The 26,826-nt window shown below is 29.8% G+C and carries 17 protein-coding genes; 5 read left to right on the top strand and 12 right to left on the bottom strand.

Features of this window, described 5'->3' with window-relative positions; translation table 11 throughout:
* Nucleotides 1–31 precede the first annotated feature (31 nt).
* Complete coding sequence (locus ACZ5N4_RS17845) at nt 32–1,921, top strand: FtsX-like permease family protein (protein WP_464203851.1); 1,890 nt, start codon at nt 32–34, stop codon at nt 1,919–1,921.
* A 95-nt stretch (nt 1,922–2,016) separates the two neighbouring features.
* Here ACZ5N4_RS17845 and ACZ5N4_RS17850 read toward each other — a convergent pair whose 3' ends face one another.
* From ACZ5N4_RS17850 to ACZ5N4_RS17905, 12 genes are all read right to left on the bottom strand, one after another.
* Nucleotides 2,017–2,853, bottom strand: coding sequence for a YARHG domain-containing protein (locus tag ACZ5N4_RS17850; RefSeq protein ID WP_464203852.1), 837 nt, complete (start codon nt 2,851–2,853; stop codon nt 2,017–2,019).
* Between the two features lie 98 nt (nt 2,854–2,951).
* Entirely contained in the window at nt 2,952–4,100 is a 1,149-nt protein-coding gene (locus ACZ5N4_RS17855) for a GAP1-N2 domain-containing protein (protein ID WP_464203853.1), read from the bottom strand.
* A 2-nt stretch (nt 4,101–4,102) separates the two neighbouring features.
* The gene (locus tag ACZ5N4_RS17860) at nt 4,103–5,380 is read right to left on the bottom strand and encodes a TRAFAC clade GTPase domain-containing protein (protein ID WP_464203854.1); all 1,278 of its coding nucleotides are present in this window, start codon (nt 5,378–5,380) and stop codon (nt 4,103–4,105) included.
* A gap of 53 nt (nt 5,381–5,433) precedes the next feature.
* Nucleotides 5,434–6,081, bottom strand: a complete 648-nt coding sequence (locus ACZ5N4_RS17865) for a hypothetical protein (RefSeq protein ID WP_464203855.1) — start codon at nt 6,079–6,081, stop codon at nt 5,434–5,436.
* Between the two features lie 39 nt (nt 6,082–6,120).
* Nucleotides 6,121–7,383 carry a vWA domain-containing protein gene (locus ACZ5N4_RS17870; protein WP_464203856.1) on the bottom strand — a complete coding sequence of 421 codons (1,263 nt, stop codon included), beginning with the start codon at nt 7,381–7,383 and terminating at the stop codon, nt 6,121–6,123.
* A 332-nt stretch (nt 7,384–7,715) separates the two neighbouring features.
* The gene (locus tag ACZ5N4_RS17875) at nt 7,716–10,061 is read right to left on the bottom strand and encodes a hypothetical protein (RefSeq protein WP_464203857.1); all 2,346 of its coding nucleotides are present in this window, start codon (nt 10,059–10,061) and stop codon (nt 7,716–7,718) included.
* A gap of 66 nt (nt 10,062–10,127) precedes the next feature.
* Nucleotides 10,128–13,535 carry a tubulin-like doman-containing protein gene (locus tag ACZ5N4_RS17880; RefSeq protein ID WP_464203859.1) on the bottom strand — a complete coding sequence of 1,136 codons (3,408 nt, stop codon included), beginning with the start codon at nt 13,533–13,535 and terminating at the stop codon, nt 10,128–10,130.
* A 23-nt stretch (nt 13,536–13,558) separates the two neighbouring features.
* Nucleotides 13,559–15,304 carry a VWA domain-containing protein gene (locus ACZ5N4_RS17885; RefSeq protein ID WP_464203860.1) on the bottom strand — a complete coding sequence of 582 codons (1,746 nt, stop codon included), beginning with the start codon at nt 15,302–15,304 and terminating at the stop codon, nt 13,559–13,561.
* A gap of 57 nt (nt 15,305–15,361) precedes the next feature.
* Nucleotides 15,362–16,828, bottom strand: a complete 1,467-nt coding sequence (locus ACZ5N4_RS17890) for a TRAFAC clade GTPase domain-containing protein (RefSeq protein ID WP_464203861.1) — start codon at nt 16,826–16,828, stop codon at nt 15,362–15,364.
* Between the two features lie 31 nt (nt 16,829–16,859).
* Nucleotides 16,860–19,532 (bottom strand): GAP1-N2 domain-containing protein, encoded by a 2,673-nt coding sequence (locus tag ACZ5N4_RS17895; protein WP_464203862.1) that lies wholly within the window; start codon nt 19,530–19,532, stop codon nt 16,860–16,862.
* 7 nt (nt 19,533–19,539) lie between these two features.
* Nucleotides 19,540–20,718: a hypothetical protein gene (locus ACZ5N4_RS17900; RefSeq protein ID WP_464203863.1), complete on the bottom strand. Its 1,179-nt coding sequence runs from the start codon at nt 20,716–20,718 to the stop codon at nt 19,540–19,542.
* A 34-nt stretch (nt 20,719–20,752) separates the two neighbouring features.
* Complete coding sequence (locus ACZ5N4_RS17905; protein ID WP_464203864.1) at nt 20,753–21,781, bottom strand: hypothetical protein; 1,029 nt, start codon at nt 21,779–21,781, stop codon at nt 20,753–20,755.
* Between the two features lie 422 nt (nt 21,782–22,203).
* Between ACZ5N4_RS17905 and ACZ5N4_RS17910 the strand changes: the two genes are divergently transcribed.
* From ACZ5N4_RS17910 to ACZ5N4_RS17925, 4 genes are all read left to right on the top strand, one after another.
* Nucleotides 22,204–23,445, top strand: coding sequence for a hypothetical protein (locus ACZ5N4_RS17910; protein WP_464203865.1), 1,242 nt, complete (start codon nt 22,204–22,206; stop codon nt 23,443–23,445).
* A 401-nt stretch (nt 23,446–23,846) separates the two neighbouring features.
* Nucleotides 23,847–24,572: an ABC transporter ATP-binding protein gene (locus ACZ5N4_RS17915; RefSeq protein ID WP_464203866.1), complete on the top strand. Its 726-nt coding sequence runs from the start codon at nt 23,847–23,849 to the stop codon at nt 24,570–24,572.
* A complete protein-coding gene (locus ACZ5N4_RS17920) occupies nt 24,559–25,311 on the top strand; it encodes an ABC transporter permease (protein WP_464203867.1) in 753 nt (250 codons plus the stop codon). The genes ACZ5N4_RS17915 and ACZ5N4_RS17920 overlap by 14 nt, the downstream gene beginning before the upstream one ends.
* Nucleotides 25,312–25,385: 74 nt before the next feature.
* A complete protein-coding gene (locus ACZ5N4_RS17925) occupies nt 25,386–26,822 on the top strand; it encodes a sensor histidine kinase (RefSeq protein ID WP_464203868.1) in 1,437 nt (478 codons plus the stop codon).
* Nucleotides 26,823–26,826: the final 4 nt, after the last annotated feature.

The raw sequence follows: 26,826 nt of genomic DNA on the forward strand, positions 1-26,826 counted from the left end.
TATAGAAATAAAAAAACTGTAGGAGGAAAAAATGTTATTTACAATAGCTAAAAAAAACGTAAAGAATAACTTTGAAAATTATTTTATATATTTTGCTTCCATAGTATTTAATGTACTAATATATTTTACTTTTGAAAGTATAAGGTTTAATAAACAAATTGAATCATTTTTAGAAGGCGACCCTAAAGTTCTTTTGGTTTTTAAAGGTGCTTCTGTGATAATTGCTATATTTTCAGTTGTATTCATGTTATACTCTAGCTCTTTCTTTATAAAGAAAAGAAAAAAGGAAGTAGGTCTTTATTCCTTATTAGGATTAAAAAAGAGACAGGTAGGAGCACTCTTATTTTATGAAAATATAATTACAGGAAGCCTTGCATTAATTGTAGGGGTATTGCTTGGAAGTTTACTTTCCAAACTGTTTATAATGATTTTAGTTAGGTTTATTGGAATAAATATAGCAATAAATTTTTCTATAAGCATGAAGGCCCTTTTAAATACTATAATAGTTTTTGGAGCATTATTTTTATTGGTTTCCATAAACGCCTATACTATAATTTACAGATTCAAGCTTATAGAGCTCTTTAAAGCTGAAAATAAAGGAGAGAAAGAACAAAAGTCATCAGTAATTTTAGCAGTACTTTCTATCGCATTATTTATAATAGAAATCTATGCTGCTATGACTGTTAAAGATTCTCCTACATTTATAAGAAACATGCCTATTATTTTCATATGCTCAATAGCTGGAACTTTCCTATTCTTTAGATCATTTTTGATATTTATAATAAAAGCTTTAAAAAATAAAAAAGGCATATACTACAAAGGAAGTAATTTAATAAGTATATCACATATCCTATTTAGAATAAAATCTAACAGCAGAAGCCTATCAATAATAGCTTTGCTTAATGCAGTTACTATAACCTCTATAGGTTACGGTTATAGCTTCTATTATAGCTTTGAAAAAATGGATAAATTAGCAACACCCTTTTCATATTCTTATGTAAGTAATGATATGTCTTTAGATAAGAAAATTGAGGAATTGATAGAAAAACATCCGGAAAATAAACTTGTAGCTTCAAAAGACGTAGAACTTATTAAAGTAAATGCTGATTTATCAGAGGTTTCAAAAAATGAAAAAAACATCTATTTAATATCACAAAGTAAAGCTGAGGAGCTTATTAAATTTAGAGGTATAAAGGATAACCTCAAACTTTCTTCTCCATCAGAAGGAATAATATTGAAATATGGCGATTTATCAGAAGATAACTTTAAAGGTAAAACTATAGGCCCGTCAGATACAGGATTAAATAACCCTATTAAAGTAGTAGATAGAAAAAACTATGATCCTATGAACGCTTTGTATGATAAAACAATAGTTTTAGTGGTGCAGGATGTAGTGTACAACAAATACTATAGCAAGGATAACATTGTCAGAATTAAAGGCTATGTAGTAGAAAATCAAAGAAACAGCAAGGCATTGACAAAAGACATTGTAAGGATTATTCCTGATAATTTACAGCTTACTTATGAATCTGAAAATTTAGGTATATTAATTTTTTCTTCTATGATATCTTTTATAGGTATTTTTGTAGGACTAGTATTTTTGTGTGCTACAGGAAGCATAATATACTTTAAACAGCTTACAGAAGCTACTGATGACAAGAAAAGATATGACGTACTGAAAAAAATAGGTATAGGAAATGGTGAAATAAAAAAATCTATTCGAAAACAGGTATTTACATCTTTTGCTTCACCATTATTTATAGGAATGTTTCACTGTTTAGCAGCTTTTGCTTTTCTTAGCAGCGTGCTAACTGCAATGGACGTATTTCTGCCAGCGGTAGTTACTATAGTGTTTTATGTTTTAATTTACACTATATATTACTTCCTGACAGTAAACTCATATATTAAAATAATGGAGTAAAATATTTATATATTTTCTTAAGCACTTCTTGTAATTAATAGAAAAACTTCGTATGAAAATACGGAGTTTTTCTATTAATAAAAGTTTTTTAATTATTACTTACCATTATAATCTGAATCATAATTTGGTTCTAAATTTTTTTCTTGACCTTCTGCTGTCATTATTATTTTTATATTATGCCTTTCCAATGGGGAAAGCTGCTTACCTTCTCCTGTAAATTTAGGATTAGGCTTATACCAAGATTTTTCATTAAAATAACTTTTATAGGGGTCCTCAGTAAATACATAACCATGTCTTGCAAAAATTTCATTCCTTGCTAACGCTAATTTTTCTTTACTCATATTTTTAAGACTATGTAACTCTAAAGGCTTTACATTGCTGTAGGGAAGTATGTATTCATTTGATTTACTATTAACATTTTCATTAGTATCGCTCGAATCTGAATTATGAGAATTTACAGGAGAATTATTGCTAGTTTCAGTGTTAAAGCCACTTTTTGTATTATTACTCGAAAAAAATACGTAACTTCCTATAAATCCAAAAATAAAAAGAACCACGAGTATGATAAGAAAACTCCTATTTTTTCCTTCACTTACTTCATCCCTATGCTGCTCTTTTATATTATTTGTCTTTAAAGTTTTCTTTGCCTTATCATTTATATATATGTTGGACCTTGAATTTTGCTTTATTACTGTATCTCTATTAGCTTGCGTAATTTCTATCTTAGGTTCTGCTTGTTCATTATATTTAGCTTTAGCATTTACTTCATGTTGTTTAGGCACTTGAAGATTTTCATCTAATTTATTTTCTATGCTGCTTATTACTTTTTCATTAATTATCTTTTCATCTTCGTATTCTCGTTTTGTGCCACAGTTAGCACAAAATTTATCATTTTCATCAAATGGTGTACCACATTTTTTGCAATTACTCATTTTATCAACCACCTTAACTTTCTATTACAAAGGTTAACCGGCCTAAACTATCATTTGATTAAATCTAGAAGTCAGCTATTTTTAAAAGTACATTTTTATTATATAGAGTCGTCACTATTCTTATGAATGATATTTTTAATCTTCCTCCAAATAGCATAAATGCTTCTTGTGTTATTTTCCTTTTTTTCATATTTGGTGTTGCTATTATCTCTCATATCATAAATCAAAATGTCTTCTTTTGTTTCAATTAAAGATATTTTATCCTCTGTGGATAAATGATCTTTATAGCTCTTCTTTTCGTCAATAGGCTTAAGAATATTATCATATTCATAAATATTAAGCTTATCACTAATAATACCTTTGTCCGCTTCATAAAAGAAATCCTTTAAAATTTCTTTATTTTCTATATTTTTCATAACATATTCAATAAATAGATGATTTTCTTCATCGATACCATCTAAGTAGAAATTGTCATCTGCTAAATCAAAAACATAACCTGCCTTTATTTCAGTAGTTAATCTTTTTATGCTCCCTTTGCATAAAAAAATTATGTTAATTAGATTTTTGTTTTTTGGCTCCTTCATATAAGTTATAAATCCAACTTTTTTTCTTACTTCAAATGGGATTGCTCTATATAGATATTTTAATATTCCTTTAGCCAATGTTGTTATACTTTTGTTATCTGAATCTAACACTATGTATATGTTTTTTCCATACTTGGCTCCATCAAAGGAAGCCCTGATAAGATTCAAAAACGTTTCTTTGCACATATCAGTAGCTAAAAACATCTCTTCTATTGAACTAAAGCAATTCTCACTGTTATTATTTTCAATTTTGAAGACCTCTGGTAAAAGAGCTCCTTTATCCAAACTATAGTTCGACATAAACCCAGTTGAAAATATCACCTTTTCAGGATTTTCTATGTATTTATTTCTCTCTTCTTCTGGAATTATATAATTATGAGTAAAGTACCTATTTCTCTGACCTGTGTAGTCTTTACCGGCAAAGACTGACTGTCCAATTATCATTCTATTATCTTCTGTATTTATACAAAATAAAGATGTAGGATATTTTAATATATTCTCCTCTCCTGCAAGAGATGATGGTACTTCATAGAAGCATAAATCATGAAGAGTATTAATTATAAAATCATCCTCTAAATTTTTACTTTTAGCTACCGTATCATAGCCTGGAGTTTTGCTGAATATTCCTTTCCGATCTCTTGTGTAATAATGCTGTTGAATCATCTTTATTCTCTTCCTCCATCTAAATAGTTCATTTTGTAAAGCAGCCATAAGAATGGTTCATCTACTCTTAAAGGGTTTATGTTAGTGCTGCTATCTATCTGAAGATTTTGAGGATTACAACCTAGCGATGATACTGCAAAATATCCTGTGACTCCGAAGTAAGTATCCATAGCCCCTTTAAAAGGACTATCTACTTTTCCTAAAAATTTTCTAACCTCTCCATCAATGTTTTCATACTCGTTTAAATTAAAGACTTTTTCGTGTTCATAATTTCTAAATATATTGCTGTTTTTGTTTATATATTCTTCATCATTTAAGCTCTTCAGCATGTCACTCTTAGTGACTACTACTGCTGTGGGTATGCTAGTTTTTTCATGAGATTGTTTAGAGATAAAATTTTCAAATAAATATACAATTATATCTTTTGGCTCTTGGTATTTCTCAGTAAAATCACCTTTCAATTCTCTATTAGTAATATTTATCTTTTTCCTTAAAGCTCTCATTTGAAGTGGATCAACAAGAAATATTATTCCATCAGAATTTTTAATATGCTCTCCATGCTTATCTATGTATCCTTTATCAGTCATTCCTTCACCAGGAATATCATAAAAAATTAAAGTAATCGGTGGTATTTTATCATTCTTAAATTTTAAGTTTTCAATCAATGGCTCTATATGTTGTTTAGGTGTTGGATCTAGCATTATATTTTTATCAAAAATTCTTTCTTGATTTTCTCTTATTTCATCATTATAAGCGGAACTGCCTGCAATAAGAGATGCATCTATCCTTTCACCGGTATACTTCTCAAGCACATATAAAAGTGTCGTCATATACACTGATTTACCCACTTGTGATGCCCCTACAACTGAAATGATCTTTGATGGCCCCCTACCTGAGGTCACAGGGAGTTCATTATGACAATAAGGGCATACTCTCTCACTGGTATTAATATCATATTTATCTCTAATTTCTATAAGCACTCCATCTACCCTAGTTTTGCTACTTTCAGGTAGTCCTTCTGGCTTAACTACAGGGTTTATTTCTCCAAGAATCCCCTTACCTATTTTCCTATTATAATGATTAAGCAGCTCGTCTATTGTCTTTTCATATTCAGGGTCTCCTTTTTCTGAGTGTGAGGCTCTAAATACCACCTGATCTGTTTTAAACTTTTTGAAACAAAAAGGACATTTTATCATAAAGGGTCCTTTTTCATAAGTTGCTTTTTTATAATCGTTGTTTTGTTTTCTATTGTTACTACGAAAAAAATCCAAAAGCCCCATATACTTATACCCCTTCCATATGTATGTACGTAACTAATCCTTTGTTTTTGTAGTTACTTTTGCTTTAATTTATATATATTACCATACTTTTTTATATCTTTTATAAAAACTTTTACGTATTCATTTTTATCTACTATTATTTCTGGCATAATGCTTCGACCTGCATTAATGTTGTTAATAAAGTCAAAGCATATCCCATCATCTTTATTGATGGGATATGAATCATATTTTTTTACATAGCATAATGCATCTTTTGGTAAAGCTACTTCTGAATCTATTATAATTTCTAGAGACTTTTCTTTTGAAAAAAAGCTCTTAATGGATTTTATCTCTTTAATCTCGTATAGAATTTCCGGCTTTCCTGTACTTATCATTAATTCATTTTTACCATTACCTTGTTTTATGAGCAAAATCTCTCCATCACTTTCAACTGCTGGAAACACCCAGTATTTATATTGATTAATTTCTTTAATGGCTTCACAATATCCATTAAACTCCTTATACTCTTCTTTGGTATATAACTTCACATTATTTTCATTTATATTGTCTAATGAAAAATCATCCAAAAAATTTGTTTTTAGTATATATACTATATCCATATTTTTAGGCCATTTCCACCTTATATTAAACTTTTCCTTATCAAGTTCATAATCCATATCATATATCTCATAACTTGTATCGGGAACCTCAACTATTTTCATTGTAACACCGTCCTTTAATATAGCAGAAATCATAAAGCACTATTTGAAACTATTAAAATTGTTGTTGTCGCTGAAATTAATATTTTTTTCTTTACCCATATAAGTAGTTTTTGAATAATCTTTTACATCTATATTTATAGGAATAAGAGTAAAAACTAATGCCATAATTATATCCGCTAAAGCTCTATATAGTATTCCGATCCATGGAAGATATAAAAATCCTAACTCTATAATCACTCCTGCGACGATTCCTGAGATGGCACCACCTAATAAAAAACCCTTTAACAGATTTTTATTATCAAATACAAGACTTACACTTCCAGCAATTAAACATCCTAATAACGAAATTAATATTACTCTTAGCATTATATAGAAAATTGAAGATTCATAAACTCCATTTCTTTTATCCATGAGTAATCGCTGCTGTCTATCTTTGTATATCTTATTAAATATGCCTTTTAAGTCCTTTGCTTCTTTCACACCATAGTAGTTTCCATTACTTTCCCTTGATATTTTCTTAAGCATATAATAATTATTTCCATCAGCCATTCCAACAGTGTATATAGGTATTCCAGCATTTTTAAATGGCTTCATGATTTCATTAAAATTGTTGTCCAAATTGTATGTGTCACCGCCATCTGATAATAAAATTATCATTGCATTCCTATCAGGCTTTTCTGTTAACTTTACTTCATCATAGGCTTTTTGCAAGGCATCTCCCATATTTGTATTTCCCTTTGGATTTTCATGTAATTTCAATTTTTCCTTTATATCCTTTTTCATCTTATCTGTAACTTCAGTCATAGGCAATATCTGCTCTGAAGTATCATCAAATCTATAAAAAGAAACTCTATTTTCTTCATTCATACTATTTAATAGATCTAAAGCAGCTGAAAACCTTTCGTTATCCGGATCTGTTTTACTCATACTTCCAGATGTATCTATAACAAATACAACATCATTGATTTTTTTTATTTTTCCGGTGCTAGCTTCATATAAAAATTGAAAAAGTGCTCCAAATATAAAAAGTAAAACTAATGTACATGGAATTAAAAATTTGAACGAAGTTTTTAAATAATTGTTTTTCCAACTAAAACCATTGAGTCTTGGATTTATCATTTCTGCTATAAGACACATTAGTCCTATACATAAGGCTAATATTCCAAAATACAGTCCCATTAAAAGGCTGTGGGGTAATGTGTATCTATATAGATTTATCAAAACTTCACCAATAATAAATCCTATACAGCCTCCAATTAAACTCATTACTGTCATAGTTAAATTTATTCTTTTTTCTTTCAAGCAGTCCCCCTCCAATACACCTCTAAATTTTATTTTAAATTATAGAGAAAATAACTAGAAAGTTAACTTATACAGAGGGATATGTTTCTAAAGCTGAAGTAGATTTAAAAACTTTGTGCCGGTCTTAGCGAAGGGTTTTAAGAGAACCTTAGATGTGTTTTATATGACGCTCCTCTTCCTTACGTCAGAGGAGTAAGCGATTCACACAAAATCATAGATTTTGGTTCTCTGCTTAAAGCACAAGCTTTAGACTGGCTAAAAGTTTTTAACGTGCTGAAGCTTGGAAACATATCCGGTTGTATAAGTTATCTTTCGGCCTTTGAGCCCTATAATCAAGTTATTTTAGGCAATTTTTCTATAGCTATTCCATGCATCATATACCCATTCCCTATGCAATAGTTATAGAAGTCAATTGCATTTCTTACATATATAATGTCCTTTACTCCAAATCCACCCATTAGATTTAATTTTTCAATACCGCTGCTCCTTCTCTCATGTATATATCCTATCTTGTAATTTCTTGTTTTTCTATCAAAATCAAAAGCGTATTTTATAAAATCGCTGCTATAATCCCCGAAAAAGTATTTTTCCTGATATCTCTTTACATCATAATTCATTAAATAACATTTGAGTTCAGAATTACTATCAAGAATATTATAAAGCTTACGATAAAGCTCTTCCTTTGAAAGTACTTTACTCCCCAAGTCCTCTACATTAACATTTGCTCTTTCATTAAATTCTTCTTCAAAGGATTTATTAAACTCCTGTTCTGTTATAATATATTTATTACAGAAATATATTATTTTACGTAGCAATTCTTCTTGTCCTTTTTTTAAATTCTGAGATAGACTCCCAATATATTTATCGCTAAGGTAAAAAGCTTTTCCGTGATTTTTCTCAAGTTTATCTATAATACTATTTATTACATTCCTGTAATAAATCTTCACATTTTGTGCCATATATTCCTCTTGGAGCTTTATCATATTTTCTTCATACTTTTTAATTCCTTCACTGATAAAGTTAAGTTGATTTATTTCTTCATAAAGCTCATCATGAATTTTTAATAAGATCTCCTCATACTTCTCCATAATTTTTTCACAAATGCTTAGTTTTAAGAGTTCAAACCTTTTACCATATATATCTAGAAATATTCTTTTTCTTACTTCTTGTATATTTCCGCCTTTACTGAAAAGCTTCATAAAGCTAAATCCTTCAATAAACCTTGACTCATATATGCTATCAATTTCGCTCTTTATATTCTCAATATGTCTATTAACTAAATCTCTACTATCTCTTATGTATTTTATACCTTCACCCTCATCAGAGGTCCATTTCCAAGCACAATATAGGCCCAATTTAGGATTATTTAGTACATTATCATTTAGTAAAGTTCTTATTTCTTTTTCTAAATTTATATTTTGAATATTTTTTTCTGCAACATTTTTAAAGTTTAGGCAAAAAAAGTTCTCACATCTATCTTCATATAAACCTTCCTCCACCTGTCTTAAGGTCAGCTTTGAAAGCCTTTTTTCTATATTGGAAGAGTTTGACATCATAATTCCATTCATATCCATTACAGTTATATTATTTGGTACAATAGATTCTACCCTTGATGCAATGCTATTCTCATCTATCTTTAAAGCTTTTGCTATAAATTCTCTATCTCTTTTTGACAACTCATCTAGTTGTTTTAGAATTCTTTCATAAAAAGCTCTCACTACTGTTACAGCAATAGCTCCATTTGGCCTTTTCACCTTTGAAAGTCCTGCTGTAATGTATCTATTTACAGACTTATCAATATTTATATTTGCCTTAAACCTACTGTTATCATAGTGCTGATTTTCCGTATCTGAATAAGTTTCTATACTAACATTTCTGTTCTTTAAAAGATTAATATAAGATATTATTTCATAATTATTTTTCATTGATGCAGCAGGTATTGTTCCTCTTTCACTTTTCTCCTCTAGTAAATATGTCATGTAAAATATAGGACCTTGCCAAGTTATTGGAAGTTCTCGTTCTTCTCCATAAACAGCTATTTTTTCATCAAAAATAAAGTCATTTTTTTGTATATATTCTACCTCTCTAAAAAAGCTTACTGAAGCTGCTTGGGAAAAGAACTCATCTTCTATATTCTTTTCTTTTATTAAAACATAAAGATCAGCGGTACTAAGCTTAAAAACTTCTAGCATTCTTTTTCTAATAAGTAAAGTTACTTCTGGAAGTATTATATTTAAAGGGTCATCTGCCATAGTAACTACAGAAATATTTATTCCATCAAAGGAATTAAATAAATTGCCATAAGATAGTATTTTATCTCTTACCATTGTTATTTTGCTATTCAAGTCTTGCAAAATTTTTTTGTCGTTATAAAACTTATCTCTTACACTCTTTCTCAAATGCTTTTTATCTGATAAGTCACAACTAAACTGGAAATTAAAAGAGTTATCTTTATCTTCATTAATATCTGTAAGTATATTAATGAATGCTATTCCCCGTCCATTATCCCATTTTTCCTGTATAGTACTGCTAATATATTCAGAAGCCTCTCTAGTGCTGTTTCCTATAAACACAAAAAGTATGGGATTATTTGCACTTCTTTGAGAGTCATCATTGTAAATTTTTCTATCTATTTTTAGATCATACTCTTCTGCAAAACTCTTTAATATATTTTCCATAAAAATTCCTCCGAAATATACATTAAGGAACTGGAAGGCAAGGTTTAAACCTTACCCTCAAAGTTGTTATTCTAACTGTTTTCTTACCTCCTGTATCCTTGAAAGTATTTCACTATAGAAGGCAAAAAGCTCATCTCCATTTACCAATTGATATTTTCTAGTATCTAGTTCCTCTACAATTTCTTTAATATTTTCTAGTAGTGTATTTACATTTAAAATAAGAGTTTCTGCTCCATCCTCCATTGAAAGTTGCTCAAGCTTTTTATCAGAAGTCTTGTCCACGACCATTCTTTCTCTTTCTTCAAGAGCAACATATTTTCGGAATATAGCCTCATGTTGGTATTCCTTTTGTTTTAAAGCATTTATAAAAGGTTCAATATTTACCTTGCTGTCTTCTCCTCCATTATAAACATAAAACAATCCTTTTTTTACTATAGTGTCTGTGTATAGTGCTCTTAAGAAGTTATCCAAGTCTAGTTCCGCTTTACTCATATCTTTTATTATATTTTCAAGTTCATCTCTTTTAGCAGTAATTTTTTCGTATTTTTCAACCTCTGCTCTTACTAACTTAATAAGTTTTGGTGTTCTTATTAAATTATTTTTTGCCTTTACCTCATTACTACTTTCAAAAATATAATATTTCTGCATATCATGATTTTCCGCAGGAGTAAGTCCTGCTTTTAAAAGCTTCTTAATATCTGCTATAGCCCTTTTTATCTCTCCTACATTTGGAATATCACTTTCTAGATTAATTAAATAATCTTTCATAAATTCATCAATGTCAAAATGCTCAGTAACATTGCATTTATATTTTTCATTACTACCTTTTTCGGTGTTTACAATACATCCAAATTCTATAGCTCTATCAAATAAGCTTCTTACCTCAGCATTATAGCTCTTTAATCTCTTATTTACATAAGTCGTACCCCATGACTGCTCTGGAATTGGAGAAGGAAGGTATACCCAGTTTTTATCCCCATTTTGATATAGGTGTCTTCCTATACCATCATGTTCAAATAATGTATTTTCATATATTTCTTCATAGTGCTTTATTGGAGTATAAGAATATAGAGGCACTCCATTTTTTGTATTTAACCAGAATATTCTATTAGTCACCATACTCTCTTTTATATTCAACGAATTACCTGTATTGGAATTTTTCTTATATTCTGTAATTCCTTCAAGGATTTTTTTAGCATTTCTTGGAACAGAAACCATACTCCAAGATGGAAAATTTATTGCCTCCATATTGTTTAAATGGAAGATTGGAACTGCATCTTTATCAAGCCTAGGAGCAATTTGATTTTTAACTATGTTGATAATTGACTCATCTTTTCCATACTGTAGAGTCAAAAATTCTTCCATTGATTGAGTTATTACTCCTCCATATTCTTCAGATACAAAATCAGATATTGACCCTACAATATCAATACGAACCTCATCTAACCATTTTTGAGACTCCTCTAAAAGCTTATTAGAAAATCTTCTTACTAATTCATCAGCAGTCTCTTTATTTACTATATTTTCAATATAATCTTTTAAATCTGGTACACTTACTACTGTCCAAGAATAGCTTCTTCCTAGTGCTCCTTCTATTTCTTCTCCCTTGGCAAGTATATCCCCGTCTTCTTTAAATATTTTGTTTAACTCGTTAAGTATTTCAGTATAGACTCTATAAATTTTGTTATTTAGATCACTTAAATCACTAATTACTTTACTATAGAACTCTATCATTCTCATGATTCTTTCTTCTTCAGACCTTAGTATATACTCTTCACTTTTCTCTTCTATGTAGTCATTCTTCTTACTCTCCTTGGTAAATAAAATTGCTTTTTTTGCTTCGATGAACTTATCCTCAGCTAACTCTCTCTTAAATTTTATTTCCCTGGAAACATTTGAAAGTCTTTCTTGTAGTGAAGTTATTTCTGCTTCGATCGTCTTTACAATACAAAAACTGCTTGAAAATAATAATCTTGATGCATAAAATGGTCCCTTCTTAGCGTCTTTAAAAATTCCATCTACTATTTCTCTTACATTTTTTTGAACTTCACCTGGATACTGAGTTTTTACTTTATTATACTCATTTGTGCAATCCCTTAAATATTCCTTCATGTCGTCATCAATGTCTACTGATTGCTTTTTTATTACATTATCATAGCTATATTTTTCTCTATTTTTATAACCAGTTAGAGGTTTTCTGCTCTGAAGTTGCTCCTCGAATCTTTCAATTACTGCATCTTCATCCAACTTCAGTTGTCTTATTACTGCATCTACCTCCTGCTCTGTTGGTACATTATCAAACATATATTGCATTTTCACAAAAAGTTTATAAGCAAGATATGTGGTTATTTCTTCAAGAGGCAGCACTGCAGAAGATGCGCCTATCATTGTATACTTATAATTTGACATATAAGGTTTAGCCATGTTGTCAGTATTTTGCTTCAAATTACTAATATAGTCCTGTATTGCAAACTCTCCTCCTGACTCCCTTACCTCATTAGACATAAAGTTTACTATATTCTCTGCCGTAACATTCATACAATAATCATAGGCGTTACTCATAGGTCTGCCATCAATATTGGTTGCAGAAATCAAGTGACATAAATTAAATGGAGGCATTGGTGAGTCAACAGTAAGTCTATTTCTATACTTTTGTTTAAATCTTTCATGCCTATCTCCTATTCCCATAAGGTAGTCCAATTCTTTAAGAGCTGCAAATCCATTTTTTATAATATAAGATTGAGAAGACTGATTGTCGGCTGTCTTTGATAAATTAACATCTGGTGTAAATAAATATCCCATAATATTAACTCTATCATTGCCCTTGGCACCATTTATGCTATGCATAATTCCTCTTACTATGTAGGCAATGTCAATAAAAGTTCCTCCACCAGTTCCTCCTGAAAGTCCTGAAAGAATAAATACATGAAGCGGTTGGTCAGTATCTTCTTGAAGAAGTCTTATCTTCTTTTCTATACAATCAACTATTTCATTAATTTTAGTAAATAAAAGCAATCTTCCTATCTGTCTGACTCCACCAGCACCATCAGCACCACTTTCTGAGGACAGTTCTGGTGCCAGCCATTCTTTAATACAATCATCTAGTATTGCTCTATCATTTAGGATAGACCTTATCTCTGCATTTGATAACATTACAAGCTCACTTTGAGGGTCAAGACCTACTCCACCTGTAGCAGGATACCTTTTTGTTTTTTCCTTTTGATTTGTTTCAAAGCCTAAAAATTCTACTTTTCTAGGCTTATCCTTTCTTGTATTTGAAATAATGTCTTCTTCTAAAATAAATCTTTTGCTGATCTGGTATTTTAATCTTAGCATAGCATCTATACCAGTTCCTCCAAGTCCTATTATAAGTACTGGATTTTCTATTGTTTCAATACGTATTTTATCACTTATAATTCCTCCACCCTTGCTTACATCAAGGTCCTGGAGATGCTCTCTAACTCTAGTGTTCATATTAATTCCTCCATTTTATCATCCTATTTAGCATGAAATTCCACTATAATACTTTTAGGTACCTTATTTAAGAATACTGTTACCTTATTTTTATTATAAAGTGTCACTATAGAATCATTATCTAACTTTTTACCTGATTTTTGGATAACACAGTCTGATTTATTAATTAATTCTATACTATCATCATTTTTAAATACAAATTTTATGTTCTCTGTTTCTGAATATTCTTCTTTAAGTCCCAGTACATCAAAAAGTGTAAAGCTCCCAGTATAACCATCTAAATTCCTAAATTGAGGTGGTAAAACTTCAGCAGTATTTTCATCTCTAATTTGAAGCTCTACTCTTCCAAAACCCTGTATGCGATTCTTTTTTACAAAAACATATATAACATAAATTAAAGCAGCTGCCAAAATAGCTCCAATCACACCTAGAATTATAGGGTTTTGAAATATACCTTTTTTAGAAATTCCGCTTGCTTGAGATTTAGCACTCTCATCTCCTATAATTATAGCCGCACTTTCTCTATAAAAACTATTTCCGTCTACTCTTACTTTTAGTTCATATTTTCCTTCTCCTGGAAGCTGGAATTCTCCTTTAAATGCGCTTTCTGCAACGCTTAGCGGCACTTCTTTAAGAGAGTTGTCCTTTAAATTCTTAACAAGAAGCTTTGCTTTCATATTATTATACAGCTCTTTATCGGATATTTTCTGACCGTTACTTGTAAAATAAGATTCTATATTTATTTTATCTCCCTTACTTGGATTTTTAGGGGTAATGTTTGCTTGTATTTGAAGGTCATAATTAAATATGTAACTTACTTTTATATTGCTTCCACTAATGCCTTTAACTCTTACAGTCCACTGACCCTCTACAGGCTTAACTATCTTAAGCATTGAATATTTCTTTGATGAGGTAAAAACCGCATTTGATGATGGTATTGCTACTTCTTTACCAGATGGATCTAATAGCTTTAACTCTATAGGCTTATCAGAAAGCATAGATATATTTGCTTCTAACACATTTGAATTTGGAATGTTAACTTTTAAATCTTGAAAATCTCCATTTCCAGTAATAGTGCCTCCATCTTGAACTTTCAACTTTGAGTTATCTGCATAAATATCTGTAAGAATATTAGGAAGATCTGCAGCAGTATTAGTTATGTAATTTTTTCCTTTAGTTGAATTAGATATTTCGCTAAGTTGAGCCTTATCTACGGTACCATCATAATTTAAACCTATAGTATATACAGGATAACCTTTGCTCTTACATATGTTAAGAGCATTATTTAAATCATTTAAAGATTCTTGTACACTTCTCTGAGGGTCATTTTTGCCATCCGATAAAAGGATTATCATAGGCTCATGTCCTTTTTCATGACCACTATCCAACAATTTTGCTGCTTCAAGTAAGCCATATCCCGTATCGGTTTTTTGTCCAAAAGGAATATTAGAAGCCATATTTTTTATTCTATCTTTATCTTCAGTTGAACTTATACTATCAAGATTATGTTCTCTTACTATACTATCTGAATATGCCACAAGTCCTACCTTATTTCCTTGTATTTGCCCCATATCAAGAAACATTTTTATAGCTTCCGTTCTTATTTCTTCAGGGTCACTTTCTTTCATCGATCCGCTGGAATCCAATACAAAAATTACATCCATATTAGATGAAGATTGACTGGCATGTACCTTTGAAAAAGGTATAAAAACTATTTGAAATACATATATTAAAACTACAGTTAAAATCCATTTAGTTTTAATTTTCACAATAATAACACTCCTTATTATATCTAGTATATGTTACAATACACTTCTTTAATTTATCTACTTCATATCTTGATTTGTCTGCCCTAAAATCCACTCTACAGGTTTAAATATTCCCTGTGACTTATAGGGTTCTCCAACACTTAAATGCCCTAAAGCACTACAGGAAAAAAACTGATAGTTTGAAAAGTTGTGTTCAAATTTTCGTATTAATTTTTCTTCTCCTGAATCTTTAAGAAACTCTATAATATTTTCTTGGCCCTCTAACACATCCATCTTATTTACAATAACTGCAACAGGTATATCAATAAGTTTATTAAGTTCTATTTCTCTAACTTCTCTCAATCCTAATATAAAGCGATCTAATAAATCATTTACGTTTGTATTACTAGGACTACTCTTTATAAACTCTTGCTTTTCTGAAATACGCTTTACCACTCCTTCTATAGAGAGGGAGTCTATTATAAAAATCAACCCATCAGTATATTTATAATAATTGTGCCTTCTAATAGAAGCTCTTATATCAAAATACTCTCCTGCAATATCATACATATACAAGAGTTTCTCACTACGAAACTTATCTGAATTTATAAAAACACTATAAGGTACTGTATCCTGCTTAATAGTTTTTCTAGGTAAGACCCCTTTGTTTAATGTATCTAGACATTCCCTAATCTTTAATTCTTCTTTTTCATTTAAAAATCTTATATTCCACTTTTTTGCTTTTGCAAGATCATTTATTAAAGTGTTTAATGTAGAGTACATAAAAGAGGTTTTTCCAGCAGATACTCCACCTATTATAGGTATACATATCGGTGATGTTTCCTTGCTTTCAATAGTCTTAGAGCATCTAGGACATACAGCTCTAAGCTTAGCTCTACCTGCAAAATTAGTTGAAGGGATTACCTCACCACATACACAAGTTCTTTTCATAATTCCATATGGTCCCGCTTCTAATCTTTTATGGACTTTTTCACAGCTTGGACATATGTAATAAGGTATATCGAACTTTATATGACAATGAGGGCAAACGCCTGATATTTTTTCCCTTGTAAACTTTATTTTCTCCATGGCTATAACTATGAAGTAAAATATATAAATAGGTATGCTTATAATTGTAATTATCAAAAAATGTATAAAAAAGCAAATTGCATTTAAAGCATTACCAATTATGTATATGATAAATTGCGCAGCTTTTATCCTGCCAAACGTAAAGTATGATCCATTTATCAACTGCTGCTTTAAAACTAGAATTTTACCCTTATTAACAGAAGTCGCACTTTTATATGTATTATTTAAATCCTCATACTGCTTGTAGAAAAAATATTTTTCCTCTGCTGGTTCGTAAAACTCTCTTTTGGTCTTCAGTGAATTTCCTTTATGAATGCTGTATCTTAAACCTCTAAAATAGCTATCTACAGTTTTAAAAAATCCTTCACCTATTCCTATGACAGCTCCAGCTATAATAGCTATTATTGATCCTAATACTATAAAAATAGCTCCTATAGCTTCAAGTATTCCTCCCAAAAAATCACTCCCTTCGATTTAAAACTATTCACTACTTTCTAAAAAGGTTGAAAGGGTTTCTTTTTTGTTTTTTCTCTCTTGCTTTACCCTTGATTATTGACCACTTCTCTATAATTTCCACTCTATTTTTATAAGCGTTAACTTTTCTTTTGAAATAATTATCATAAACCTCCAACTTTTTTTCAGAGCTTTCTTTTAGTATATTTATAATTCTATTTTCTAAGCATTCTTCTGTTTTTTCCTTTACCTTCATGTCATTTTTAAACAGGAATATTAAGAAATCAATAAATACTTGATAGCCTTCCCTGTTGTTAGATTTTAGTATATCTTTGTATTGCTTAGTAAGAACAATATCATCTAAGATATCAAAGTATTTGCTATAATAAATTTCTTCATATTCTAAGCAAAATAAAGCCTTCTTTACTTTGTCGTGTTCAGATGGACTCTGAAGGTATACACATAAATTATTAAGAAAACTTTCTAAGAGCTTTTCATAGCTCTTAGTATCTATATTTAGAAAGTCAACTTTAAGATTTTCTAGGTTATTTATTTTAAGTAATGCATCACTTTCTTCAATCTTCTGTATACTATAAATTAGCTCTATTATATTACAAGGTGTTTTTATATTACATTTACTCTTTAGTTCAAACATTTTTCTAATTGTATAACTTTCTAAGGCTACCTTCTCTACATCAATTTTATCTTCTAACTCTATAAAAAGTACTTTTAGTACATCTTTATCTATATATTGGCATAAGGACTTTTTATTTATATAACTTATAATTTCTTTATACTCCTCTAAAGAGAGCTCTCCATCTTCACATAAACTTAAATACAGCTTAAGTGCATCCGAGAACTTTTTCTCTCTATAATTTTCAAAATAATTAAAGACTTTATAACAATAAGATATAAAAAATTCTTTTTTATTACTCTCATCTCTTAATTCGATGCTGTATATAGAAAATAAGAAGTCATTTGCATTAGTTAACTGGCTTATACATGTACATATCTTCTTTTTCCACTCTTCATCTATTCTTCCTTCTTCTATAATAAATCTTACTAAGGTCTCCTCAATGCTGTTGTCTTTATACAAGTAATTATTAATAGAATATGCCTTGATAATTATTTCCGGAAAATATTCATATTTATATTTTAAAGTATGAAGAATATCTAAAATGTCCTCTGAAGATTTTATAAGTATACTTAAGCATTTGTTCAAAAGTATAGTTATATTTTTAGCGTCTTCTGATTTTATATTGAAAAGATCTATTCCATCACCATCACTGTACTTATTGTTAAATGCCATAATATCGCTAATCAAAGACCTAAAATAAAATTTAGCATGTCTTATTTTACCTCCTTCAAGGTAAGTTTGAAGCTCTTTTATCCTAGACCTATGAAGAGATAACTTTACAAATTGTCCAAGAGTAACTTCTTCTATTTTCCTTATTCTTTCATGTAATCTTAATATATCTTCTACATTGATATCTTCATTATCCATGACTAAATAATGTATAGAATTAAAATAGAACTCATAAGCTTTTCTTACATGTTCACTATCATTAGTTTCTCTTCCTAGCATAAATAAAAATTTTGTTATCATCTCTGCTAATTCAACATCTACTTGCGTACTAATTTTTTCAAGATTAGGATCAAGCTGCTGAAAAAGCTGTCTATAAGCCTGAATAGATTTATAGTTAACCGCAAAACTTACCGCCTTTTTAACATCTTCTATAGTTGATTTTTCAACTCCTCTATTTACCATGTTATACAAGCACACGCAGTTATCTATATTTTCATCTAGAACATTATATTCAAATTGATCGAGAAAGCATATAAAAGGTAAAAATGTTTCCTTTGAAACTGTATATCCTACTTCTGCTCTCTTTATAAAACTACTATTATAGGCCAAATCCGAATTCTGCCCATTAATAAAGTCAAAAACATTATATTTATAAGACTTTTGATTATCTCTAAAATTAAATTTACTTCCTTCTCTGTCTGCAGCACAAATCATATAAGAAGCATCATCGGGATTGTAACAATAGGTAGTAAAGCTAAATTGCTGTGCTAATTTCCTAGGTAAGGACATTTGCACTGCTCCAATCCAGTATGCAGTGTTGTCTTTATAATCACAAAATATTATTTTTTTCTCAGTCTTATTAAATTCTATAGCTGACTTCATTAATTCTATAAAGCCTTTACTTCTTTTTCCAACATCTGCCCTCTTCAAGAAATTGCCTATTGAATCAAAACAAATAGAATTACCTAAATGTATTTCCTCTAGTTGTGGTAGATACTCTATTTCTGACATATTTTCTTCTTCAGAAGTCAACCCAGTTCTAAAGGTAATTGATCCATAAAGCTCTATAGGATAGAAGGGCCATGGCTTGTCAGATACAAGTACATGACAAAAATAATTCCCATATCTCCCTGAGTAATCTTTACCTACATATTTGGCAGAAGAAATACAGTATTTTCCCGTCTTTAATCTAAAAGAAGAAAATGCTATCGGAAATAACTCATCTATTTCTTTATCTGAAGGTTGTGTTGGAAGGTTGTCTGGAGGTATATAAACACAATAACCTTCTATTTCTTTTCTCTCCTCCTCAGTAATTCCCCTTGATATAGAATAGGTTTGAAATCCCATTCCGGAAGACAGTCCCTTCTTACATGAGGTGTAAAAAAGCTGTTGAACTGCCATAGCTGAATCACTTCCTTTTTTCTGCCTTTATTAATTTATGTTCATATAGTAACCATAGAAATGGATCTTCTATTCTATGAGGTCTCAATTTTGAAATCCTACTGCTTTCTGGATTACAGCCTAGTGCAGTTATTCCAAAATAAGCATGATTTTTAAAATTTGAACTTAATTGATTTGCAAAGTTTTCTCCACCCCAACTTCTAACTAAGGATTCCATAGTTCCGTTCATATCTTGAAAATCTGAAATATCAAAACTTCCTTTGTTTATGTGTTTACTTGAGTAATTTATACAACTTGATGGATCTACTAAAGATTCAACTGCATCTATTTTTGAAAAAGCTACAGCCACAGGTATATCAATAAGCTTATCTACCTTCACGTTGTTTGCTTTTCTAATAAGGTTCGCCGTTCTTGAAAGCAAGTCTTCTATTTCGGTGTTTTGTTCTGGCAGTGGTGTTCCTGCTGGAAGCATTTCTCTTACATTTTCTAACTGAAGCGGGTCAAGTAGAAATATAATACCTGAGGAATTATATATGTATCTGTTTACGGCCTTCATTGTATCTTCAGAATCTAAGTCTTCACCTGCAGTATCAAAAAAGGCAATGGTAACAACGTTGCTTATCCTTTTACCTTTAAATAGTCCGCCAAACATTCCCTGTTCCGTAAAGGTAAGATTATAAATAAGAGGTTGCTTTACAGATGAGTCTGTCTTAGCTGAACGAGTTACTCTTATTAATTCATTTCTTTTAAAAACAGGGTCATAAAAATCAGTTCTATATCTTTTAATTGTTGCATCATTTACCGCCGAGAGGCTACAGTTGAAAGCCGAACCTATTTCATTCATTATTTTGTCAATCAAAACTGCAATATAATGACTTTTCCCGGCTTCTTTTGCCCCTATTACTGCAAAGACTAAATTATCATATTGTCCTATAGCATAAGGTAGTTCCTCATGACATGTAGGACATATTTTTACATTTGTTTTTTCTCCGCACTCAGTGCAGAAAATAGAGTCTGGCATTTCTTTTTTACTCTCTCCTCTTTTAGATCTGAGAAAAATACCCTCTCTTGCATTTTCACATCCTTCTGGATCATTCTTACATATAAAACTTACATCATTCAAATCATGTTTAGAAAAACAATATGGACATATATAATAATCTTTTTTCTTTAAATTAAGCTTCATTTCATTGTTCCTCCTTAACTGCAATAGCTATTAACTATTTAAAATATAATTTTTCTTTTGCCGGTGATATTATTCTGTACAACTTGCTATTACTGTCGTCTAAGAAAAATAACTTTACATACATGTTTCTACCTATATTTTCAATAGACAAATTTAAAGTTATAGGTTTATCGGTAGTAATAGTTTGATAGTCTATATTAAGTATACTTTTACCATCTGATTTCTGAAGAGGCATATTGCCAAACTTACCAACCAATTCAAGTTGTGGCAAATTTATTTCTTTATCGGTAGTAGATAAAACTATTTCCGCCCCCTTAAGTTTTCCAAGGAGACTCTTCTTATGTCTTATTTCATAGAATATTTCTGAAGGTATTTTATTTACCACAAGTCTTCTTTGCCCCTCAGAATATAGTGTTTTTCCATTACAATCAGCCGAAATATATATACAAAAATAGTAGTTTCCTTCTACTGCCTTATGAATTAAACACTCTCCTTTTTCATCATCGTACTCCCTTTTAACCATAAACTGTGAAGCACAGCAATCTGTTGGCCCTATTGGAAATCTATCCATCCTGTAACATATAATAGCCTTGCTTATGCCTTCTGGCCATCCCCATTCTAATGAAAGTTGTCCATATTTAATATCAGCTTTTATAAAAGAAACTTCTGGAATATTACCTTCGCTAAATACACTGTTTTCTATATTTTTATCCTGTATTTTATCTTCTATTATAGTACTTTCCACAACACCAGTATTAATCGTATCTTGAGCTTCTAAAAAAACATTGGATGTTTCAAGTACATCAATTTTCTCTGAAGTATCATTTTGTGTATCACCTTGATTGCTACTTACAATTTCATTAGTTTTATCTATAAAGTTCTGTATGTATGTAGAATCGCCAGTGATTTCTCCAATCTTTTTTCTTACATTATATTCTGATAACGAATTAAATTTATTTACGAAATTATCTATTTCTTCATGGGAAATATTATCTTTTACAGAAAGTATTATTTCCACTTCATCTGTTAATTCTTGAAGTTCCTGTTGATTCTCATCAATCATTCTTTATATCCCCCATCTTTATTTACTTATTTTATTAACATTTATTAGTAAAAACTTTACAAAGAAAATAATTTCTTTAAATATAGTATAAATTAGTATACTATTACTACTATAAATATTTTATCACACATACATGTTTTTTAAAGTGACATTACAAAAAGTTCAGTAAAATATAAGAATTTAATATTTATTAATAAATAATCACAAGAAAATGAAGAACTAAACAAAAATCAAAATATTAGGGATAACTTTTAGGTATTTATAGATATAAAACTTTATGATAGGTAAATCATTTTTCATGCACAAAGTTTATATTTTGTTTATAATTAGTTTATAGAAAATAGAGAGACTCCCTTTAAAATAGAATTATGAAAGGCTTTCATATTATGAACTAATTTAAAACTAAAAGGAGATGGTAAAAAATGAAATTTAAGAAGAAAACAGCAATGATTTTAAGTTTTGCTGTAGGTACTCTAATGTTTGCTACTACCGCTATGGCTGAAGTAGTGTCTAAAAGCGGCTATGACCAACTTAAAGATTCTCTAAAGTATACAGCAGAAAGTTGTACAACTAAACTTTCAAATTATACTGTAGATATGTCTTTTGTTGTAAAGGATAATGGTACTCTCGTTTATTCCGAAAACTCACTTAATAAGTATGATACATCAAAAAAGGCTATGGAAAATGTATCAACAAGAGTAGAGGGTTCTACTAAGAAAGAAAACTATTACTATTCCGACAAAAATGGTTTTATAAACAAAGATAGCGATCAAAATATTTATTATGTAAGTGAGTATAAAAGCCCTCGAGAGGTTAAATCCTTTGAAAATCCTTTTAAACAGAAAGAAGCAGGAGATGTTGAAAGAATAGCAGATGCTCTTGTAGGTAATTTAAAAGATTCTGTTATAGTTACTCAAAATCCAGATGGAAGCAAAGAATTATCTGGTTCTTTAAGTGAAGCACAGATTCCAGCACTAATTAATGCAGTAGTATCTCTTCAATCTAAGCATGAATTTGGTAACAGACCTAATAATGAAAACAACATGCCTAAAATTACAAAAGATATATTTGTAAAAGAAGTTAAAGGAAAAATGGTAACAGGTAAAGATGGATTAATGCAAAGTGTTCTTGGTACTGGAATTCTTTCTGGTAAAGATGAAAGCGGCAAAGAGCATAATATAACTTTTGAGTTATTAGTTAAAATTACAGGAGTTAACTCAACTACTGTAAAAAAACCTGATTTATCTGGCAAGAAGGTAGAAAAAAGTATAGAAAGAGATTATGATAAGTTATCTAATCCTTCAAAATATATTGGAAAATATAAAACTGATATTTTAATAGAAAAAGATGATAAATTCCAAAAAATAGGGGAGAGAATTGTAGATATTGAAAAAATAGATTCTAAGAGCGTTAGCGGAAGCTACCATGAAGAGTATGCTAAAGGTTATGAAGAATACGCAGCTAATAAAAAAGACTTGAAATTTAGTGCAACATTTGAAAAAGATCATTTTAATGCACCTTTCACTGCTACTAGTTCCTCAGGCGCTAATGTTAAAGGAAATATATCTATTAATCCTCATTCAGCAAAAGTATACTTTAATATAAACGAAAATATGAATGGAAACTTAATATCCGACGGTGAATATAGTAGAGTATTTAATTAATATTATAAAAATTTTGCGACATAAAACTTTATATATGGTACTAAGCTGAAAGTTAGCTTATACGCCGTGATATGTTTCCAAGCTTCAGCACGTTAAAAACTTTTAGTCAGTCTAAATCTTGTGTTTTAAGCAAAGAACCAAAATCTTAAGCAGGCATCCAAAATCTATGATTTTGAGATGATCGCTTACACAGAGTGCTGATTTTGTGTGAATCGCTTACTCCTCTGACGTAAGGAAGAGGAGCGTCATATAAGGTTCTCTTAAAACCCTTCACTAAGACTGACACAAAGTTTTTAAATCTACTTCAGCTTTGGAAACATATCCCTCTGTATAAGCTAACTTTCTAGTTAATTTTTCTATAAAAAATGTGTCGTATTATTTATAATTTGGGAGGTATGCAAATGGAAAAGGTTATTGAAATTAAAGAACTTTCTAAGATATATAAAAATGGAAGAGGTATAACAGATATTAACCTTGATATACATAGAGGCGATATTTTTGGATTTTTAGGTCCTAATGGAGCTGGTAAAACTACTGCAATGAAAATCATGACTGGACTTATAAAGCCAGACAGTGGTGATGTTAAGATTTTGGGACATAGTATTTTGGATGAATTTGAACAAGCTATGAAAAAAGTTGGATGTATTATAGAAACTGCTGAATCTTATTCTTATTTAACAGCCTTTGAAAATTTAAAGCAATTTTCACGATATTATAAAAACGTTGACAATAAAAGAATAGAAGAAGTTCTAGAACTTGTAGGTCTTTTAAAGTATAAAAATGAAAAACCAAGAAAATTTTCCCTTGGAATGAAGCAAAGGCTAGGAATTGCAGCTTCGCTCTTGTCTAAGCCTGAAGTAGTTATTTTAGACGAACCTTTAAATGGTCTTGATGTTGAAGGAATGATTGATGTAAGAAATATTATAAAGAAACTTGCAGAAAAAGAAAAAACCACATTTTTTATCTCAAGCCATCTTATCCATGATGTTGAACTCACCTGTACTCGTATTGGAGTGCTATATAATGGCAAGATGCTTAATGTAGATAATACTAAAAATATATTAAATAACTATGCTTCTCTTGAAAATTATTTTATCAGCGAGGTAGAAAGAAATGGTAGAATTTAAAGCAGCTTTAATTAATGAGATTGAAAAATTATATAAAAAGAAGAAAGTTTTAGTGGCAGCAGTAGTGTCACTTATTTTCATAGTAATAGGACAAGTATCTATTATTGGCCTAAGGAGCGGTTTTGGAGTACGTGGAGTTTCTAGTATGGAATTTCCTTTGCTTGTGCTTTCTGTAGTTGTTAACACAATTCTTCCCCTATTTACTGCACTTGTTACTATAGATAGTTTTTCAGGTGAATTCTCTCAAAACATTATGAAAATTGCACTTACAAGACCAATTTCAAGGCTGAAATTTTTTACAGCAAAGATAGTTTCTATAATGTTATTCGTTTTTGTAAATCTTCTGTTTGTAATGATTTTTTCAACCTTAGCAGGTTTTATTTTCAATTCAAGCCCCTTTACAGCACAAGGTATTATTAAAGTATTAGTTTCATACTTTGTAACACTAATCCCAATGCTAGTTTTATCATTAGTTATTGTACTTCTTACAAATATATTGAAAAGCGGAATAGGAGTGTTTTTTGTATCTATTCTTATTTTTATTGTTTTCAAAACACTTGGAATTGTTTTTTCTAGCTTTTCTGCTTTGTTTTTCACAAGCATGTTAGATTGGTATACTCTATGGATTATGAACAATGTTTCCTTCTTAAAAATCTTTCGTCAGTTTATGATGATGCTCAGTTATGCTATACTACTATTTACAGGAAGTTATTATTTATTTGATAAAAAAGAGTTTTAAAAAACTTTCAGTGTATTTAAGTGTGCCTATTTATAATAAAGTTAAAAATTCTACAGATTATGTAAGGTGAAGAAATGGATATAAAAAAACGTCTAATTACTTTTAATACTATAACTGTTGTAGTTCCATTTATTATTGTATGTTTAACAATTTTCATCTTTATGTTTGTATCCTCAAAAGTTTTTAGTACAAATATAAGCTATGATAATTTCAAAAAACTTGCAGCTACAAAATTTGAGTTGATAAATGCGGTAAAAGATGTCTCAAAGTTAAATCCTGAAAGCATTGAAGTTGCTGGATTTCAAGAATACTTATATCAAAAGCTTTCAGCCATAAATGGAGAAGTCATAATAATTAAGAACAATAATATTATATTTGCCTCAAAAGATATTACTAAAATTGATATAGAACGGTGCTTAGAAGAAATAAACACTAAATCTCTTAAAAAAGCTGTAAAAATTGACAATATCTCTTATATAGTTGAAACATCTTCACTTAATTTTAAAGACAACTCTACAGGAAATATTATATTATTAGCTCCATTGGAAAAATCAACTGATATTTTTAATAAATTTATTATAGCCATTGTTATTATATTTTTTATTTCTTTTGTAGCTATAAATATATTTATGTCCTATCTTTTTTCAAAGAGAATATTAACACCTATATCACTTCTAAAAAAAGCTACTGCAGAAATTAGCAGAGGTGATTTAAACTTTGAAATCGTAGAGAGCGGTGATAGGGAAATTAGAGAATTGTGTGCAGATTTCGAAGGAATGAGAATACAACTGAAGGACTCCGTTCGTATGAAAATGAAGTACGATGATAATAGAAAGATGTTGGTTTCCAGCATATCTCATGATTTAAAAACTCCTATAACTTCTATAAAGGGATATGTAGAGGGAATTTTAGACGGTGTTGCAAATACTCCTGAGAAAACAGAAAAATACTTAAAAACTATTTATTCAAAAGCTGAACAGATTGATATTATGATTGATGATCTGCTTTTATATTCTAAACTAGATTTAAACCAAATTCCCTTTAATTATGAGAAAACAGATATTGCTGAGTATTTTGATTATTGTATTGAAGAAAGTGCACCTGAACTTCAAAAATCTGATATAAAAATATACTTAAAAAACGACTTAAAGGAATCAAAATATTTTATAATTGATAGAGAAAGAATGAGGAGAGTTATACTAAATATTATTGATAACTCTCGAAAATATATGAACAAAGAGACTGGACAAATTACTATAATGTTGAGAGAAACAAACTCTAGCATTATCATTGAAATAAAGGATAATGGATCTGGTATTGATAAAAATGATATAAATAAAATATTTGATAGATTTTATAGAGCTGACTTAGCAAGAAGCGGGACAAAGGGCAGTGGGCTAGGTCTTGCCATTGCAAAACAAATTGTTGAAGGCCATAAAGGGAAAATATGGGCTGTTAGCTGTGAAAATGAGGGTACAAGTATTATAATATCATTAGCAAAAATATCATAAAAAT

Source organism: Clostridium nitrophenolicum (genome assembly GCF_055391695.1).

Bases quoted from the DNA above. Each gene is read 5' to 3' on its own strand.
- ACZ5N4_RS17845 (WP_464203851.1), top strand. From the start codon at position 32: ATGTTATTTACAATAGCTAAAAAAAACGTAAAGAATAACTTTGAAAAT.
- ACZ5N4_RS17850 (WP_464203852.1), bottom strand. From the start codon at position 2,853: ATGAGTAATTGCAAAAAATGTGGTACACCATTTGATGAAAATGATAAA.
- ACZ5N4_RS17855 (WP_464203853.1), bottom strand. From the start codon at position 4,100: ATGATTCAACAGCATTATTACACAAGAGATCGGAAAGGAATATTCAGC.
- ACZ5N4_RS17860 (WP_464203854.1), bottom strand. From the start codon at position 5,380: ATGGGGCTTTTGGATTTTTTTCGTAGTAACAATAGAAAACAAAACAAC.
- ACZ5N4_RS17865 (WP_464203855.1), bottom strand. From the start codon at position 6,081: ATGAAAATAGTTGAGGTTCCCGATACAAGTTATGAGATATATGATATG.
- ACZ5N4_RS17875 (WP_464203857.1), bottom strand. From the start codon at position 10,061: ATGGAAAATATATTAAAGAGTTTTGCAGAAGAGTATGATCTAAAAATA.
- ACZ5N4_RS17880 (WP_464203859.1), bottom strand. From the start codon at position 13,535: ATGAACACTAGAGTTAGAGAGCATCTCCAGGACCTTGATGTAAGCAAG.
- ACZ5N4_RS17895 (WP_464203862.1), bottom strand. From the start codon at position 19,532: ATGGCAGTTCAACAGCTTTTTTACACCTCATGTAAGAAGGGACTGTCT.
- ACZ5N4_RS17900 (WP_464203863.1), bottom strand. From the start codon at position 20,718: ATGAAGCTTAATTTAAAGAAAAAAGATTATTATATATGTCCATATTGT.
- ACZ5N4_RS17905 (WP_464203864.1), bottom strand. From the start codon at position 21,781: ATGATTGATGAGAATCAACAGGAACTTCAAGAATTAACAGATGAAGTG.
- ACZ5N4_RS17910 (WP_464203865.1), top strand. From the start codon at position 22,204: ATGAAATTTAAGAAGAAAACAGCAATGATTTTAAGTTTTGCTGTAGGT.
- ACZ5N4_RS17915 (WP_464203866.1), top strand. From the start codon at position 23,847: ATGGAAAAGGTTATTGAAATTAAAGAACTTTCTAAGATATATAAAAAT.
- ACZ5N4_RS17920 (WP_464203867.1), top strand. From the start codon at position 24,559: ATGGTAGAATTTAAAGCAGCTTTAATTAATGAGATTGAAAAATTATAT.
- ACZ5N4_RS17925 (WP_464203868.1), top strand. From the start codon at position 25,386: ATGGATATAAAAAAACGTCTAATTACTTTTAATACTATAACTGTTGTA.